The organism is Kitasatospora sp. NPDC058048, assembly GCF_042885555.1.
Classification (GTDB): Bacteria; Actinomycetota; Actinomycetes; order Streptomycetales; family Streptomycetaceae; genus Kitasatospora; species Kitasatospora lactacystinica.
In genome coordinates this window covers 435,641-452,057 of the sequence record NZ_JBHVRT010000001.1, presented here as the reverse complement: position 1 = coordinate 452,057, position 16,417 = coordinate 435,641, and the positions used below count along the sequence as shown (strand labels likewise).

At 73.7% G+C, this 16,417-nt stretch carries 7 protein-coding genes; 4 read left to right on the top strand and 3 right to left on the bottom strand.

Annotated features, from left to right (window positions below):
* Positions 1-100: 100 nt before the first annotated feature.
* Entirely contained in the window at positions 101-1,090 is a 990-nt protein-coding gene (locus ACFVVA_RS01655) for an aldo/keto reductase (protein ID WP_387684624.1), read from the bottom strand.
* 253 nt (positions 1,091-1,343) lie between these two features.
* Positions 1,344-2,861 carry a glycosyltransferase family 2 protein gene (locus ACFVVA_RS01650; RefSeq protein ID WP_387684622.1) on the bottom strand — a complete coding sequence of 506 codons (1,518 nt, stop codon included), beginning with the start codon at positions 2,859-2,861 and terminating at the stop codon, positions 1,344-1,346.
* 340 nt (positions 2,862-3,201) lie between these two features.
* Between ACFVVA_RS01650 and ACFVVA_RS01645 the strand changes: the two genes are divergently transcribed.
* The 4 genes from ACFVVA_RS01645 (at position 3,202) to ACFVVA_RS01630 (ending at position 15,604) form a co-directional block, all read left to right on the top strand.
* Positions 3,202-3,792 carry an RICIN domain-containing protein gene (locus tag ACFVVA_RS01645; protein ID WP_387684620.1) on the top strand — a complete coding sequence of 197 codons (591 nt, stop codon included), beginning with the start codon at positions 3,202-3,204 and terminating at the stop codon, positions 3,790-3,792.
* 354 nt (positions 3,793-4,146) lie between these two features.
* Entirely contained in the window at positions 4,147-9,330 is a 5,184-nt protein-coding gene (locus tag ACFVVA_RS01640) for an amino acid adenylation domain-containing protein (protein WP_387684618.1), read from the top strand.
* Positions 9,327-14,891 (top strand): amino acid adenylation domain-containing protein, encoded by a 5,565-nt coding sequence (locus ACFVVA_RS01635; RefSeq protein WP_387684616.1) that lies wholly within the window; start codon positions 9,327-9,329, stop codon positions 14,889-14,891. Before ACFVVA_RS01640 ends, ACFVVA_RS01635 begins: the two co-directional genes overlap by 4 nt.
* 350 nt (positions 14,892-15,241) lie before the next feature.
* Positions 15,242-15,604, top strand: coding sequence for a hypothetical protein (locus ACFVVA_RS01630; RefSeq protein WP_387684614.1), 363 nt, complete (start codon positions 15,242-15,244; stop codon positions 15,602-15,604).
* A 549-nt stretch (positions 15,605-16,153) separates the two neighbouring features.
* Here the strand turns inward: ACFVVA_RS01630 and ACFVVA_RS01625 are convergent.
* Positions 16,154-16,408 carry a DUF4436 family protein gene (locus ACFVVA_RS01625; RefSeq protein ID WP_387684612.1) on the bottom strand — a complete coding sequence of 85 codons (255 nt, stop codon included), beginning with the start codon at positions 16,406-16,408 and terminating at the stop codon, positions 16,154-16,156.
* Positions 16,409-16,417 lie beyond the last annotated feature (9 nt).

Genomic DNA, 16,417 nt, shown 5'->3' with positions numbered 1-16,417 from the left:
ATGATTCGCACCCGTACGGTAACCGTTCCGTCACGGCCGCGCGTCCCGACGGGACCGGTCGGGCGCCGCTTCCTCAACGCCGTGTCGTCGGACCGGTCGGTCAGCGGTTCACCGCCCGCATGCCGTCCTCGTCGTAGCGTTCGCCCGCCACTTCGGGCAGCTCGGCGTCGATGCGGGCCAGGTCGTCCGCGGTGAGCTCGACGTCGACGGCGCCCGCGTTCTGGTCCAGGTAGGCGCGGCGCTTGGTGCCGGGGATCGGCACGAGGTCCTCGCCGCGGGCCAGGACCCAGGCGATCGCCAGCTGGGCCGGGGTGACGTCCTTCTCCGCGGCGATCTCCTTCACCTTCTCCGCGAGTTTGAGGTTGGCCGCCAGATTGGCCCTGGTGAAGCGCGGGTTGGTGCGGCGGAAGTCGTCCTGATCCAGCTCGTCCGGGGAGCTGAAACGGCCCGCGAGGAAGCCGCGGCCGAGCGGGGAGTACGGCACGAAACCGATGCCGAGTTCCCGGCAGGCGGGGAGCACCTCGGCCTCCACGTCCCGCGTCCAGAGCGAGTACTCGCTCTGCACGGCGGTGACCGGGTGGACGGCGTGGGCGCGCCGGATGGTCTCCGCGCTCGCCTCGCTCAGCCCGATGTGGCGGACCTTGCCCTCGGCGACCAGTTCGCCGAGGGCGCCGACGGTCTCCTCGATGGGCACGTTCGGGTCGACCCGGTGCTGGTAGTACAGGTCGATGCGGTCGGTGCCGAGCCGCGCGAGTGAACCGTTGACGGATGCGCGGACGTGCTCGGCGGAGCCGTCCTGGCGGCCCACGGTCGACATGTCACCCGGTACGGCGCCGTCCATCCGGTAGTTGAACTTCGTGGCGATCACGTACTCGTCGCGGTGTCCCCGGACGGCCTCGCCGACCAGGGACTCGTTGGTGAGCGGTCCGTAGACCTGTGCCGTGTCGAGGAAGGTGATGCCGAGGTCGAGGGCGTGCCGGATGGTCGCGGTGGCCTCGTCCTGGTCGGCCGTGCCGTAGAAGGCGGACATCCCCATGCAGCCGAGGCCGATGGCCGACACCCGGAGGTCCCGCAGACTGCGCTGTCGCACGTGAGGTTCCCTTCGTCCCGTCTCTGCCGTGGCCCGGCGCCGTCGTGGCGCCCCGGTCCGGGCGACCGGTCGGCCCCGTCTCCTCGGAGCGGACCCTACGGTGCCGGTGCCCTCCGGAGGCGGACCGGCACGGCCGGACGCGGGCACCCGTGCGGGGTGGGCGCGTCGACGGCGGCCCCGGCCGGCCCGGTCGGCGGGCCCGGTCGGCGGGGCGAATGCGCCGACCGGGCGAGCGGGGCGTTCCCGGAACCCGTCAGGCCGTCGACGAGACGCCGTCGGCCGGTTCGCCGGCGACACCGGTCGGCCCGCCGTCGGCGTGCCCCTGGCCGACGTGCGGGGTCTTCTCCCAGCTGAACGGGGAGAACGCCAGCTGGTGGACCGCCCGCCAGGCCGCGATCGACCACAGCACCGAGTAGAGCGGGGCGAACACCGCGGGCCACCCGCTCAGGCCGGCCCGCCGGGCGGCCGCGAAGGTGATGCCGACCCGCGCGACGATCGACACCCCCTGGGCGGCCAGCACCGGTGCCAGCAGCCCGGCACCGAACGACGACCGGAACAGGCCCGACACGGCGAGCACGGTGAGGGCGGCCGTCACCGGCAGGACCAGGGCGGTCACCGGGGCGCTCGCGACCACGCCGAGCAGCACGAGCAGCCCCGAGGCGCGGAACCGGCGCAGGGTCCGGAGTGGGCGGCGGGTGTGCACGACCGCCGTCATCAGGAAGCCCTTGAACCACCGGGTGCGCTGGCGGACGAACGGCCCCGGCACGTCGAGGGCCTCCTCCCAGGTCACCGTCTCGATCATCTCGGTGCGGTAGCCGAGCGCCGCGCAGCGCATGCCGAGGTCGGCGTCCTCGGTGACGTTCCAGGCGTCCCAGCCGCCGAGCGTGCGGAGGGTGTCGGTGCGGAAGTGGTTGCTGGTGCCGCCGAGGGGGATCGGCATGCCGAGCCGCACCAGCCCGGGCATCGAGAACCGGAAGCGCAGGGCGTACTCCATGGCGAACTGCCGGGTCAGCCAGTTCACCTCGGCGTTGTGGAAGAGCAGTTGTGCCTGGACGCAGGCCAGCCGGTCGTCGGCCGAGGCGAACCGGGCGGCGACGCGGCGCAGTTGGAGGGGGTCCGGCCGGTCCTCGGCATCGAAGATCACCAGAAGCTCGCCGCGGGCCAGCATCAGCCCCAGGTTCACGGCCCGGGGCTTCGTCTGCGGAGGACCGGGCGGCAGGCGCACGATCCGGACGAAGGCGGGCGGATCGGCGGCGAGCACCGCCCGGATCGTGTCGGGGTCGTGCCGTTCCACCAGGACGAGCACTTCCAGCCGGTCCGGCGGGTAGTCCAGCGCGGCCAGGTGCCGGACCAGGGCGCCGATCACCCCGGCCTCCCGGTAGGCAGGCACCACCACGGTGTAGAACGGGAGGTCCGCGTCCGCGAGCGGCGGTTCCTCCGGGGTCCCGCGGCGTCCGCCGCTCAGCAGCCCGGCCACCGCGACCACCGCGTGCAGCAGGCTGTAGGCCGTCGCCAGTGTCGTCAGCAGCAGGAGCGCGACCATGGGCGCGACCACCACCGCCACCAGGACGCAGACCGTCCCGGCCGCGAGCGCCACCAGCTGCCAGCGGGCGAATCCGGACCTCGCCGCGAACTCCGGATGCCGGCGGGCGAACCCGTTGGCCATCTCGTCGGCCACCTCCGCCGACCGCTCCTCCAGGATCCGGTCCTGCGCCTCGGCCCCACCGCGCGCCAGTGCCTCGACCACATCCACTTCGACGAACCCTGCCATGCCTCCCCCTCCTCGCCCCACCGGTGACCACCAGTTCGATGATCATCGGAAGTATCCCGTGTCCGCGGACCGGCGCCGGACCGACGTCAGGGGCGGATGCCGCCGGCTACGACGTCTCCTGATTCCCCGTCAGGATCTGCCTGGGTCGCTCGCCTCTGTCGACCCGGATCACCGGCGCCTTTCGGTCGCGCAATCATTTTCGGCCGTAATCGAATCCTCGACGGTTCGCGCCGCATTCGACCCCCCTATCCTCGTGCCCGATCGCAGCTCCGTCGGAGCCAGGCGATACACGCACGGAATTCCCGCCCAAACCGCCCACGATGGGGGAATCCTCATGCCGATGCCCAAAGCCGCCCGCTTTCTTGCCGCCGCCGGTGTCGCGGCGCTGCTCCCGCTCTCCTTCGCGTCCAACGCGCACGCGGCCACGTACCTGCAAACCGTTGCGCTCGAGAACGTCACCACGGGGAAGTGCGCCGACCTGCCGGGCTACGGCTGGAACCCGCTCGACACCCGGGTCAGCCAGTACAACTGCAGCTACGGCGTGTACGACAACCAGATGTGGAACCTGGAGCAGACCCGCACCGTCGACGGGCGGCCCCTGTACCGGTTCGCCAACGCCAAGAGCGGCTACTGCCTCGACCTGCCCGACTACGGCGCCGCCCCGGCCGGGGCCCAGGTGTCCGTCTACACCTGCAACTCCGACCCCGCGAACGACAACCAGGAGTGGTACCTCGTCGACGTGGTCGGCAACGGGGGCTACGAGATCGTCAACTACCGGAACGGCCTCTGCCTGGACGTCGCCGGCTGGGCCGGCGACGGAAGCGACCGCGCCAACGACCTGCCCCTGACCGTCTACCCCTGCTACGACAGCTCGTGGCACGGCGGCGTCTACGACGGTTACGACGACCACATCTGGCGTTTCGCCGGCTGATTCAGCGCCAACTCGTCGATCCCGCACGCTCATTGCGAAGCGTGCGGGGTCGACACCACGCGTTCGCGCAGCGGCCTCCCGGTCGAGGGGGTGCCGGCGCTGACAAGTCGATCACAGCTATGGACCCCACCGGAGACGGCAAAGTACGGTGGGCGCGTCGCCGGAGGCCCGCCCCGAAACGCCTTCGAGCTGACCTTTCCCGGGCTGCCCGACCGCACACGGCATCAGCCCGCACGCAGCATCGGCAATGACAACCGACCAGCGCTCAAAAGGCGTTTGCACCGCCAACCCGACAGGCGTGGCTCCGGTGCAGTGGCACGTTCATGAAGGGGATCGACAATGACGTCGGCGAGCATGTCCGAAACCGGCCCGGTTCATCGGGCTTTCGAGGAACAGGCGAGACGGACCCCGGACGACATCGCCGTGGTGGCGCAGTCGGTCCGGACCACGTATTCGGAGCTCGACCGCAGGGCCGCCGCTGTGGCCCGCGAGCTGCGCCGCCTGGGCGTCGGGCGGGGTTCGCTGGTGGGCGTCTGCCTGGACCGCGACGAGTGGCTGATCCCGGCGCTGCTGGGGGTCTGGAAGGCCGGCGCGGCCTACGTGCCGCTGGATCCGGTCCACCCGGCGAGCCGCCTGGAGTTCATCGCCTCGGACGCCGGGATCTCCCACCTGGTCTCCTCGTCGGCCGTCCTCGAGCGCCGCGGGGAGGTCCGCCGGGCCGCCGGCGTCGACCTGCTGCTCGTCGACACGGTGGTCCCGGGCGCCGACGACCGCGCCGCCCTCGACATGTCCGGCGAGCCGACGGACGCCGCGTACGTGATGTACACCTCGGGCTCGACCGGCCGGCCCAAGGGCGTGGTGGTCGAGCACCGCAACGTGACGGCCCTGCTGCGGTGGGAGTCGTCCGTGTACTCGGCCGGCGAACTCCGCGGGATGCTGGCCGCGACGTCCGTCTGTTTCGACCCGTCGGTGACCCAGTTGTTCCTCCCGCTGCTCGGCGGCGGGACGGTGATCCTGGCCGAGAACCTGCTCGCGCTGCCCGCCCTGCCCGCGCGGGACCAGGTCACGATGGTCTACGGGACGCCGTCCGTACTGGCCGCGCTCGTGCGCGAGCCGCTGCCGTCGGGCGTGCGCACCGTCCGCGCGGGCGGGGAACCGCTCACCCGGGCCCTGGCGGACCGGATCTACGCCAACGCCGGCGTGCGACGGGTCGTCCAGAGCTACGGCCCCACCGAATGCACCGTCAGCTGCGTGACGTACGAGGTGCCCAGAGCCGGGCGGGGGGAGCCGCCGATCGGGTCGCCCTACGCGTGGAGCGGCCTCTCGATCCGTGACAGCGCCGGGAACCCGCTCGGCGACGGCGAGGTCGGGGAACTCTGGGTGTCCGGTCCGCTGGTCACCAGGGGCTATGCGGCCAGGCCGGAGCTGACGGCCGAACGGTTCGTCACGGATGCGGCCGGAGTCCGGCACTACCGGACCGGCGACCTGGTCCGGCGGGCGGACGGGCTCCACCACTTCGTCGGGCGGGTCGACGATCAGGTGAAGGTCCGCGGCTTCCGGATCGAGCCGGGCGAGGTCCGGGCGACGCTCGCGGGACACCCGGCCGTCCAGCAGGCCGTGGTGCTGGCGCCGGCCGACGAGGACGGCACCCGGCAGCTGGTGGCCTACGCGGAGTCGGCCGACCGGACGCTCACCGGGGCGCGGCTGCGTGCCTGGCTCCGGGACAGGCTGCCGGACCACCTGGTGCCGTCCCGGATCGCCGTCCTCGACCGGTTGCCCGTCGGTCCGACCGGCAAGGCCGATCGCGCCGCACTGGCCGCGGTGGAGTTCGGCCGCGGGGTCGACACCGAGTACGCCGCCCCGAGCACCGACACCGAGCGGCGGATCGCGGAGGTCGTCGCCGGTGTCCTCGGTCTGGCGGACGTCGGCATCCACGACGACTTCGGCGCGCTCGGCGGCCATTCCCTGGCGGCCGCTCGCGTCTGTGCCGTCCTGGGCCGCGACTTCGGGACGGCCGTCTCCCTGGCGGCGTTCCTCGAGGCGCCCACCGTCGCCGGACTCGCCTCGCTGCTGCGAGCCCGGTCGGCCGACGGCTCGGGCACCGGGCCGGAGCCCGCGTTGGTCCGTCACACGGGGCGGGACACCTACCCGCTGACGTCCGCGCAGCAGGGGATGTGGCTGCTGCGGCAGGTCAGTTCGGCCGAGCGCGCCACGACCATCGCCTTCCGGCTGGGCCTGCGCGGACTGCCGAGCGCGGCGCGGCTGCGGGCCGCGTTGGACGCGGTGGTCGAGCGGCACGAGGTGCTGCGCAGCGTCGTGCCGGCTGGCGTCGTGGTGGACGCCCCGGGCCGGGGCGTGGACGCCTCGGGTCGGGGCGTGGACGACGGACCGGTCGCGCTGGTCCGTCCACCGGCCCCGGTGCCGTTCGAGGAGCACGATCTCAGGGGAGCACCCGAGGCGGAGCGGGCGAGCCGGGCGGCCGAGCTGACCCGCGCGGCCGCGAGCCACGCGTTCGACCTCGCCACCGAGACACCGCTCCTCAGGGCCACTCTGCTCCGGCTCGACGACGACACCGCCGAACTGGTCGTCGTGACCGACCACGTGGCGTTCGACGGCTGGTCGATCGGCGTCCTGATGTCGGAGCTGGCCGGCAGCCTCGGTGGTGGGACGGACCACGCGTCGGGCGGCGGCCCGGACATCGCGCCGCCGCCCGTACAGGTCGGCGACATCGCGCTGCACGAGCGCGGGCTGGCCGCCGGGCCCGGCCGGGTCGAGGCTCTGCGGGCCTTCTGGGCACGGGAGTTGGCGGACGCCGTCCCGCCGCACGACCTCCTCTGCGCCGAGTCCGCCGAGCCCGCCGGCCCCGGTCGACTGGTCGGCGAACGGCTGGCCCGTCCGCTCGACGCCGACACGGCGGCGATGCTGCGCGAACTCGCGGCCGACTGCGGAGCCACTCCGTTCTCGACGTTCCTGACCGCGCTCGGTGTGCTGGTCGCCGGCCTCACCGGCCGGTCCGACGTCGTCCTGGGCGCAGCCGTGGCGCACCGGGCGCACCCCGAGCTGGAGGCGGTCGTCGGGCCACTGGTCGGCATCATGCCGATCAGGCTGAGGCTGGAGGAGGGACTGTCCTTCCGGAGCGCCGTCGGCCGTGCCTCCGCCACGACCGCCCGCGTCATGGACCATCCGGGGTTCACCGTGCAGGACGCCTTCGAGGCGGCCGGCGTCGAACACCCTCGGGGAACGATCGGCACCCCGGTCGTGCTCTCGCTCCAGCCTGCCGGCCTCCCGGTGGCGGTGGAGCACGACGGCGTCCGTCTGGAGCTGCTCGGCGAGGTGAGCAGCGGCGGGACGCAGGCGGCGCTGACCGTGTTCGTCAACGAGACGGCGCGGGGGCCGGAGCTCCAGATCGAGTACGACGTGGACCGGTTCGGCCCGGCCGACGCCGAGGTGTTCGCCGACCGGCTGCTCCGAGTCCTGCGCGCGGCGGCGGCCGATCCGGACCTTCCGCTGTCGGCCCTGGAGCTGGTGAGCGGAGCGGAGAAGGCCGCCCTGCTCGCCGCCGGCACCGGAGTCCCGCTGCCGGCCGGCGGTCCGCGGACCGTGGTGGCGGCCGTTCTCGAACAGGCCGCCCGGCGGCCGACCTCGGTGGCCGCCTCCGACCCGGCCGGTGAACTCGACTACGCGGAACTGGCCGAACGGTCCCGGCGAGTGGCCGCGGCCCTGCTCGCGAGGAGGGCGGCCGAGCCCGCGGCAGGACCGGCGGAGGCGTTCACCGTGGGGGTCTGCCTTCCCCGCGACCGGTACCTGCCCGCCGCCCTGCTCGGCGTCCTGCGAGCCGGTGCGGCCTACGTTCCCCTGGAACCGGACCAGCCCACCGAACGGCTGCGCGGCCAGCTCGCCGACTCCGGGGCGACCGTCCTCGTCGCCGCCGAGGAGACTCTCGGGCTGGCCGGCGAGCTCGGCGAATCGGTCGGCGTCGGCGTCCTCGACCTGGGCGGCCTGACCGACCCCGGACCCACGACGCTGCCCGAGGTGGCGCCAGAGGGTCTGGCGTACGTGCTGTACACCTCCGGTTCGACCGGTCGGCCCAAGGGCGTGGAGGTCACCCACGCGAGCCTGGCGGCCTTCGTGGCCGCGATGCGGATCAGTCCGGGCGTCCGGCCCGACGACGTGATGCTGGGTCTCACGTCACCGGCCTTCGACGTGTTCGGGTTCGAACTCTGGGTCAGCCTGGCCTGCGGACTCCGGCTGGCGGTGCTGGACCGCAAGGCCGCGGTCGACGGGTATGCCGTCGCGCGGTTCATCGACCGGGCCGGGGTGACGTTGATGACCGCCACGCCGACCACGCTCCGGATGCTGGTCGCCGCCGAGTGGTCGGCCCCGGGGGTGCGCGTCGTCAGCATCGGCGAGCCGATGGACCCCGGGCTGGCGCGCGAACTCCTGGCGCGGACAGGCGAATTGTGGAACGCCTACGGGCCCACCGAGAGCACGGTCTACTCGACCATGGCGCGGGTGGAGGCTCCCGTCGGCGAGGCGGTGCCGATCGGCCGCCCGCTGGCGGGGGAGACGGCCTACGTGCTGGACGCCATGGGCCGGCTGGTGCCGCCGGGAGTCACCGGAGAGCTGTGGATCGGCGGTGCGGGCGTCGCCCGGGGCTACCGGAACCGGCCCGAGGCGACCGCGGCGGCGTTCACCGCGGATCCGTTCACACCGGGCGGACGGCGCTACCGGACCGGTGATCTGGCCCGCTGGCGACCATGGGGATCCCCCCGGCCGGTGGGGGCGCCTCCCAGCCTCCCCCAGCCTTCGGCCGGGGGGACCCTCATGGCCGGGGGCGCCGGGGGAGGCACCCTCGACTTCCTGGGCCGCCGCGACCAGCAGGTGAAGCTGCGCGGCCACCGGATCGAACTCGGCGAGATCGAGACCGCCCTGCGCGCGGAGCCGGCGGTCGTGGACGCGGCCGTCGTGCTCCTCGGCGACGGAGCCGACGCCCACCTGGTCGGCTACCTCGCGGTGGACCCCTCGGCGACGACCGCGGAGGCCTTCGGCACGCCCGCGGTGGAGGAGCGCCTGCGCACCCGTCTCCCGGACCACATGGTGCCCCGGCGGTGGGTCGTGCTCGACGCCCTGCCCCTGACGGCCTCGGGCAAGGTGAACCGGGGCGCCCTCCCGGCGCCCGGTCGCGAAACCGGCCGCGAACAGGTCGCCCCGCGCACCGATGCCGAGCTGCTGGTGGCCGAGGTGTGGGAGACCGTGCTCGGGGCCACCGAAGTCGGTGCGCACGACGACTTCTTCGCGATCGGCGGGCATTCGCTGGCGGCCACCCGGGTCGCGGGCCGGCTGATGGCGGCGCTGGACTTCGCGCTGCCGGTGCGCCTGCTGTTCGAGCACCCGGTCCTGGCCGACTTCGCCGCCGCCCTGGAGGCCCTGCTGCTGGCCGACCTCGCCGAATCGGCCGACCCGGCTGACCGCGACGACCCGGCCGACCCGGCCGAACCCGCCCGCCCGGCCTCCGGCACCGGCGGCGGTGCCGCATGACCGAGGTGTCCGCCGAGCGGCGGGACCCCAGACTCACCAACGCGCTGCGCGCCCGGCTCGCCTCGGCCCGCCGCACCGCGGTCCGCAGCACCCCGGCGATACCCGCCCGCCCGGACGCGGACGCTCCGGCCCCACTGTCGGCCGCACAGACCCGGCTGTGGTTCCTCACCCAGCTGGATCCGGAGAGCACCGCCTACCACATCCCGGTCGCCCTGCACCTGCACGGACCCCTGGACCGTGCGGCGCTGCTGGGGGCGGTGCGCGATCTCGCCGAGCGGCACCAGGTCCTTCGAAGCCTGATCGTCGAGACCGACGGCGAGCCGGCGGCAGTGGCGGGCCCGGCGGACGCGGTACCGCTGGCCGAGGCCGATCTGACCGGGCCGGGCGAGCGGGAGTCGCTGGACCGCCGCCTGACCGAGGACCTGCGCAGGCCGTTCGACCTGGCCGTGGAACCGCCCCTGCGGGCGGTGCTGTTCCGGCTCGGCACCGACGAGCACGTCCTGGCACTGACGGTCCACCACATCGCCTTCGACGCCTGGTCGAGGACGGTGGCGGTGGCGGAACTGGCGGCACTCTACTCGGCGCGGCTCGGGCTGGCCGAGTCTCCCGCACCGCCACCGGTCCAGTACGCGGACTACGCGCACTGGCTCTCCGGGCGGCCGGAGGACGGGGACCGGGCGGAGACCGACCTGGCCTGGTGGGTCCGTGCGCTGTCCGGCCTGGAGCCGGTCCTGGACCTGCCCACCGACCTTCCCCGCCCACCGATCGCGGAACGGGCGGGCGCGGAAGTGCCGGTGGTCCTTCCGGCCGCCCTGACCGCCAAGGTGCGCGGGCGGGCCGCCGAGACCGGCTGCACGCCGTTCATGGTGCTCCTCGCGGTCTGGCAGGAGCTGCTGGCCCGGCTGTCGGGCGTCGACGACGTGCCGGTCGGCGTGCCCGAGGCGGGACGACGGCACCCCGACACCGAGCACACCATCGGCTTCTTCATCAACACCCTGACCATGCGGACCGACCTGTCCGGCGGGCCGAGCGGCCGGGAGCTGCTGACCCGGGTGCGCGACACGGCACTGGAGGCCTTCGCCCGCACCGAGGTCCCGTTCGAGCGGATCGTGGACCGGCTGCGCCCGGCCCGCGACCTCTCCACCACGCCGATCTTCCAGGTCCTCCTCAACGTGATCGACACCCCGACGGCGGCGCCGCGCTTCCCGGGCCTGACGGCGAGGGTCTTCGCACCGCCGGCGACAACGGCCAAGTACGAACTGAACCTGGCGTTCGCGGCCACCTCGTCGAGCGGCACCGGCGACACCTACGAGGGGTCGCTGATCTACCGCACCGACCTCTTCGAGCGGCACACCGCGCAGCGGATCACCGAGTGGTACACGGCCCTGCTGGACGGCGTGCTGTCCGACCTCGACCGCCCCGTGCGCGAGGTGGCCGTGGAACCGGTGGACGGACCGCTGCTCTCCGGGCCGCGCCGGCAGTTCGACCTGGACCGGCCGCTGCACGGACTGGTCGAGCGCTGGGCGGCCGAACGGCCCGACGCGACGGCGGTCGTGGGCCCCGACGGCGAACTCACCTACGGACAGCTGGACCGGCGGGCGAACCGGCTCGCGCACCGGCTGCTCGCGGCCGGAGTCGGACCGCAGGAACCGGTCGCCGTCCTGGCCGACCGCCGGACACCGCTCGTGGTCGCCCTGCTCGCCACGCTGAAAGCCGGCGCGATCTACCTGCCGCTCGACCCCGCGTACCCGGACGACCGGCTGGCCGACATCCTGTCGACGGCGGGTGCGCGAGTCGTCCTCGCGGAACGGGAGTTCGCCCAGCGCCTCCCGGGGCGCGGAGCGGACACCGCGGGCACCCCCGCGGAGCTGCTGGTCCTCGACGGTCCGCCCGCCCCGGGTACGCCACACCAACAGCCCGGCGGAGCACCGGAACAGCCCGGCGGAGCACCCGGAGTGGCCGTCGATCCGACCGCACCGGCCTACCTGGTCTTCACCTCGGGCTCGACCGGCCGACCCAAGGGCGTCACCGTCGAGCACCGGCAGATCGTGCACTACCTGCACGCGGTGACGGAGCGACTGACCGGCTGCGGTGTCGAGGGGGGCGCGTTCGCCCTGGTCTCGACCCACGCGGCGGACCTCGGCATGACCAACCTTTTCGGCGCGCTGGCCACCGGCGGCACGGTGCACCTGGTGGACCGCGAGGTGGCCACCGACCCGCAGGCGTACGGGGAGTACCTGGAGGCGCACCCGGTCGACGCGGTCAAGATGGTGCCGAGCCACCTCGAACTGCTCGCCGCCCACGGGGACCTCGGCCGCGTACTGCCCCGCAAGCTGCTCATCCTCGCCGGAGAGGCCTGCTCCTGGGACCTGGTGGCCAGGATCCGGACCGCGCGGCCCGAGCTGTCCGTGCAGGTGCACTACGGCCCCACCGAGACCACGGTGTCCGTGCTCGGCTGCGCCGTGGAGGAGACCCCGCCGGCCCGGCGTTCGGGGACGGTTCCGATCGGTCGGCCACTGGCCGGCGTGGACTGCTACGTGGTCGACCCCGGCGGCCGGCCGCTGCCCGCCGGGGTGCCCGGCGAGCTGTGGATCGGCGGGCCGAGCGTGGCGCGCGGGTACTTCGGCCGCCCCGACCTCACCGACGAGCGCTTCGTCCCCGACCCGGTGACCGGCACCTCGCGGTGCTACCGCTCCGGGGACCGCGTCCGGCTGACCACGACCGGACTGTTCGAGTTCCTCGGCCGGATCGACGACCAGGTCAAGATCCGCGGCTTCCGGGTGGAGCCGGGCGAGGTGGCCACCGCGCTGCGCGACCTGCCCGAGATCGCCGAAGCGGTGGTGCTGCCGGTCGGCGAGGCCCATGCCAGGCGGCTCGCCGCCTGGGTGACCCCCGCGGCGTCGGCGTCCGGCGTGGACGTCGCGCGCGTGCGAACGGCGTTGCGCGAGCGACTGCCCGACTACATGGTGCCCTCGGCGATCGTCGTGCTCCCCGCGCTGCCGCTCAACCCCAACGGAAAGGTGGACAGGTCGGCGCTGCCCGCCCCCGAGCCGGCGGCGAGTACCGAGCACATCGCCCCGAGCACGCCGACCGAGCTGCGCGTCGCACAGGCCTGGGCACAGGTCCTCGACCTGGACGCCCCCGACGGCATCGGCGTCGACGACGACTTCTTCGCCCTGGGCGGGGACTCCTTCCGGGCCGTGCGCGCCGTCCGGGCGATCGACCCGACGCTCCGGGTGATCGACCTGTTCACCCGGCCGACCGTTCGCGAGCTGGCCGCGTTCCTCGACGCGGCACAGGCGCACGAGCCCGACGGCGAGCGTCGCCTGCTGCACCGGCTGGCGGGCCCCCCGCCCGGCCGGCTCCCGACCGTCACCGTGGTGTGCCTCCCCTACGGCGGCGGTTCGGCGGCCGCCTACGGCCCGCTCGCCACGGAACTGGCCAAGGCGATCCCCGGCGCGGCCGTGCTGGCGGTGGAACTGCCGGGGCACGACCCGGCGCGGCCGGACGAGCCGCTGCTCCCGCTCACCGCGCTGATCGACCGGGTCGTCGCCGAGCTCGCCGAGGCGGCCCGCCCGGCCCCGGGGCAGGGCGGCCGGGTCGGCCCGGTTGCGGTGTACGGCCACTGCGTCGGCTCGGCCGCGGCCACCGAACTGGCGCTGCGTCTGGAAGCCGAAGGTGTCCCGGTGACGGGCCTGCTGGTCGGCGGGAGCTTTCCCGGCGCGCGGCTGCCGGGGCGTCTGTCGACCTGGCTGCGCAGCAGGTTCCCGGCCACCCGCTGGACGTCGGACCGGGCCTACCGGGACTTCCTGCGCACCCTCGGCGGCATGGACGAGGACGGCGACGGGGACGGCGAGGCGGCCGAAGCGGCACAGCGGACCATGCTGCGCGCTCTGCGGCACGACGTCGACCAGGCGCAGGGCTGGTTCACCGGTGAACTGACCAGGCCGGACGCCCGCAGGCTACGGGCCCCGGTGCTCTGCGTGATCGGCGAGAGCGACCGGTCCACCGAGCTCTACGAGGAACGGTTCACGGAGTGGGGAGCCTTCGCCGACCGGGTCGAGCTGGCCACCCTCTCCAGAGCGGGCCACTACTTCCTCAAGCACCAGGCCGCCCAGCTCGCCGCACTGATCGGCGAGCGGCTCGGTGCCTGGGCCGGTGGCCGGCTGCCGGAGCCGCTCGCCGACGTCACGGTCGTCGGCCGGAAGGCGCGACACGACCTCAGGAAGTTCTACGTCGTCGCCGCGGGCCAGACCGTCTCGCTGATCGGCAGCGCGCTGACCTCCTTCGCCCTCGGCGTCTGGGCCTACCAGCAAAGCGGGCGGGTCCTCGACTACGCGCTGATCAGCATGCTCGCCATGCTCCCGGCGATCGTCGCGGCGCCGCTGGGCGGCGCGGTGGCGGACCGGATCGACCGCCGCCGGGTCATGCTCACCTGCGACGCCGTCTCCGCGACCGCCACGGTGTCCCTGGTGGCCGCGCTGTGGAGCGGAAGTCTGGCGCTCTGGCAGGTCGGCCTGATCGTGGGCGTCATGTCACTGGTGACCGCGTTCCGGCGACCGGCCTACCTGGCCGCCGTCGCCCAGCTCGTCCCCAAGCCGTACCTGGTGCAGGCCAACGGGCTGGCCAACCTGGGCGCCGGCCTGGGGACACTGATTGCCCCGCTGGCCGGCGGCGCGCTGATCGGGCTGGTCGGCCTGCCCTGGGTGGTGGCCGTGGACGTCGTGACCTTCCTCGTCGGCCTGGCCGCGCTGCTGTGGGTGCGCTTCCCCGACCGGCTCTTCCGGCGGCAGAGGGAATCCTTCGCCCGGACCGTCGTCGGCGGCTGGCGGTTCCTGATCCGGCGGCGTCCGCTGATGATCATGATCGTGTTCTTCATGGTGGAGAACTACCTGGGCACCCTCGCGGTGACGCTGACGGTCCCGAGCGTGCTCTCCTTCAGCGGCACCACGGCGGTGGGCGTGGTCACCGCGGTCGGCGGCGCGGGCGCCGTGGCGGGCAGCCTGATCGTGGCGCTGTGGGGCGGGACCGCCCGGCGGGCGACCGGCATGGTGGGGTTCGTGGGCGGCGTCGGCCTGGGCGTCGTCCTGTTCGGCCTGCGTCCGTCGGTGACCGTGGCGGCCGTGGGAGCACTCGTCTGGTGGGCGTCCATGAGCATCCTCAACGCGCACTGGCTGGCCATCATCCAGATCAAGGTCGGCCCGGAGCTCCAGGGCCGGGTGCTCGCCACCAACCAGATGCTCGCCGTCGCCATGACCCCGCTGGCCTTCCTCACCGCCCCGCCCCTCGCCGAGTACTTCTCCGGCCTGCTGAACCCGGGAGGGACGCTGGCGGACACCGTGGGACGCGCCCTCGGCACCGGGCCCGGCCGCGGCACCGGCCTGCTCCTCGTCACCTGCGGACTGCTGCTGATCGCCTGGGCCGTCCTGGGCCTGCGCCACCGCCCCCTGCGGTACATGGAGGACGAGCTGCCGGACGCCGTCGCCGGTGCGGAGATCGCCGAGGACCTCGACACCCTGCAGGCCGCGGCCGACCGCGCCCTGCCCGGCGGGGGGCGGTGACCGGACCGGCCGTGACGGGCCCCGATCCGGATCGGGGCCCGTCACCGGCAAAGCCGTGACACGTGGTGGAACTCCCTCGGGCGGTCGCACGAACACGCCACCTGAGCCCGCGGGCCCGACCGTGCCGCCGGCGCCCTTCGACGGCCGTCATCGAGCCGTCCGCGGCCTGCGCGACCGTCAGGCCGTCGCCCCGGAGGCCGAGCCGGAGCCGTCCGAGCTCGGGGTTCTTCGCGGCCTGCGGGGTGTGCACCACGAGGACCTGGGTGAACCCGGTCCGGGTCGCGGTCAGCCGCAGGTCCACGTCCGGCAGGACCGAGTGGTACTCGGCCGTACTGCCCTTCAGGTCGGGCTTGGGCAGCGGCTTGGGCCAGCTGAGCTTCAGCTCCCGGCCCGCCGAGGCCATCCGCACCAGCGGACGGCCGCTGCCGCCGCCCGAGAACTCCACCTCGGCCGTCGCCGCCTTGGCCGCCACCACGCCGCCCGGCCGCTCGGTGAGGGTCGGGTCGATGTCCACCCAGGTACCGCCCCGGCGCACCCAGTGCGGCTGGACGTACGTCGTCGTCACCAGCTGTCCGTCCGGCTGCGCGACCGTGTCACTGGACTCGGTCCGCTTCTGCGCGACGTCCACCGGCTTGCCCGTCCGCCGTGCCTCGGCGACCGCGAGGCCCTCCGGCCCCTCGGCGGAAACCGCACCGGCCGCTGTCGCCCCCTGACCGGGCCCGGCGCCCACGGCACCCGCGCCGCCCGCGGCGATCGCCGGAACGACCCCCGCCCCGAGCAACGCCCCCACGGTCAGCGCGGCGGCGAACCAGCCCTGGGCGAATCGCCTCCACCTTTTTCTTTGCACTGTTAACCAATTCGAGATCGACCGACATCGTGAAATGACGGCACCGAATCGGGCCTGCGGGGAGGTCCACGGAACGGGTGAAACCGATGGGGACGCGGCCGGAATCGGAGACATCCCACCTGGTCGGGCATTGGGTCCGCACTCGATGTCCCGAGCGCGCCGTCGTGTGCGCCCCGTGAAGGCCGTTTCCTCGGCGCCAGGGCAGAACTGTAGGGGGCGCGGGCGGTCGACAGGCCGGGGCGACCTGTCCGGGCACCTGTCTCACGACCGTCTCACGGCTCTGACCTGCTGTTGTTCAAGTCGGAAAGGCACGGAATTGGAGACACCGAAGGGAGATCTGAGGGTTCGACAGGGGGATCCGGGTGCCCGGACCGGCTCTCCCGTCCGGCATGTAGGTTCGTATACGATGCTCAAATCACTGCTGACGGAACCCAAGTCGAGAGGATTTCAGGGAATCGATCAGGATGCGTTTAGCGTCGTGCGCGCGCCGACCGGGATCGTACGATGCGGTGTGGCACCGTACGGGGTGGGTGCGGCGCCCGTCGGTCGCGATGATCGCCTCGGCCCAGAAGAACGCGATGCAGTCGATCAGCGAGCCGATCGGCGGCCCGCCCGGCGCGGCGTTGCGGATGCCGACCAGCGCGAACAGGGTCGCTGCCATCCCGCTCACGACGGGGAC

Coding starts and splice junctions, on each gene's coding strand:
- ACFVVA_RS01650 (WP_387684622.1), bottom strand. CDS start 2,861: ATGGCAGGGTTCGTCGAAGTGGATGTGGTCGAGGCACTGGCGCGCGGT.
- ACFVVA_RS01645 (WP_387684620.1), top strand. CDS start 3,202: ATGCCCAAAGCCGCCCGCTTTCTTGCCGCCGCCGGTGTCGCGGCGCTG.
- ACFVVA_RS01640 (WP_387684618.1), top strand. CDS start 4,147: ATGTCCGAAACCGGCCCGGTTCATCGGGCTTTCGAGGAACAGGCGAGA.
- ACFVVA_RS01635 (WP_387684616.1), top strand. CDS start 9,327: ATGACCGAGGTGTCCGCCGAGCGGCGGGACCCCAGACTCACCAACGCG.